This is a genomic window from Streptomyces sp. NPDC004647, assembly GCF_040609575.1.
Lineage (GTDB): Bacteria > Actinomycetota > Actinomycetes > Streptomycetales > Streptomycetaceae > Streptomyces.
The window spans coordinates 1-1416 of sequence record NZ_JBEXKU010000214.1 but is presented as its reverse complement, the minus strand read 5'-3'; the positions used below and the strand labels follow the sequence as shown (position 1 = coordinate 1416).

General features: G+C 72.6%; 1 protein-coding gene. It reads left to right on the top strand.

The genetic code is table 11. The features are described from left to right. The coding region (locus ABZW18_RS34755; RefSeq protein WP_356195516.1) for an MFS transporter at positions 1-1259 on the top strand (1259 nt) is incomplete at its 5' end. Positions 1260-1416 lie beyond the last annotated feature (157 nt).

Genomic DNA, 1416 nt, shown 5'->3' with positions numbered 1-1416 from the left:
CTCCGGCGGATAGTGCTTCATCCCCACAGGGACTCCGTTCTCCCAGATCCTCAAGATCCAGTGTCTACGGTGTCCAAGATCCGGGGCGAGGGCCCAGCATCTACTACGTCGCGTTCTGCCTGTTCGAGATCCCGACCGGGATCGTGTCCGACCGCATCGGCGCACGCAACTGCCTGCGGGCCGGGGCGGTCGTGATGACCGCGGCGAACCTGGCCCCGGTGGTCACACCCTCCTACACGGGCTTCCTCGTCCACTTCCTGGCCGTCGCCGCCGGCCGTTCTCTGACATCGGGAGCCGCCAGCGCCTACCTGTACGACGGCTTGCGGGCCGAGGGATGCGGTGAGCATTATCTGAAGGCCGAAGGCACGGCCCGCGCCCTGGGGCTGGCCGCGAAGGTGATGTGCTGGCCGCTGGTCGGCCCCCTGATGGCCGTCGCCCACCCGACGCCGTACGTGCTCAGCGCCGCGAGTGCGGCGGGTTCCCTGGCATGTGCCGTCGCGCTGCCTCGACGTGCCGTGCCTCGACGTGCCGTGCCTAGCGGGGACGGCCGGTCGGGAAAGGCACTCGGGGGAGGCGGGACGAGCCGGAGCCGTGGCGCGTTCCTGCACGACGCGGGCGCCGCACTGCACTGCGTACGGGCCACGCCCTGGCTCGCCCTGGTCATGGTGCAGGGCGTGGCGGTGTTCACCCTCTCCCGCATCTGCCAGGTCAATCTCTTCCAGCCCGTCCTGCTGGACCACGGCATCGGCGAAACCTCGCACGGCGGGGTGCTGGCGGCCATGACCGTGGCGGAGGCCGTGGCCTCGGCGCGTCCCCAATGGCTCGGCAGGCGCCTGTCACCGGTCGCCTGGGTGTCCTTGCTCAGCCTCGCGCTGGCGGGCACGCTGGCGGGCATCACGTTCGGCGGGCCCTGGGCCGTGGTAGCGCTGCTGTGTGTGTTCGCCGCGGTCACCGGCTTCGCCTACCCGATCCAGCGGGAGTTGGTCAACGACGCGATCCCCGCCCACGCCCCTCGCGCCACGCTCCTGTCCGTCGAGAGCATCGTGGACCGAGGCGTGTGCGCGCTGGCGGCCGTGGCCGCGGGAGCCTACCTGTCGGCGGGCCGGCTGGACGCGCTGCTGTGGCACAGCGCGATCGTGACCGCAGTGGTGATGATCGCCCTCCAACTGGTCCTGCGGAGCCGTGCGGTGGGACAGGGCCCTTCGACGCGGACGGTGACTGGGCCGAGAAGGAAGCGCGGATCGCCGACCGCGAGCTGATCCGCACGCCCCTGCGGTCCGGCTTCCCTGGAGGGTCGTCGGGGGGGGGGCCCGGGGGGGGGGGGCGCCCCCGGCCCCCCGGGGGGGCGCGGAGCCGCGGGGGGGGGGGGGGTTACCCGGCGAAGGGGAGTGAGTGGGGGGGGGGGAGAGTGTTGGG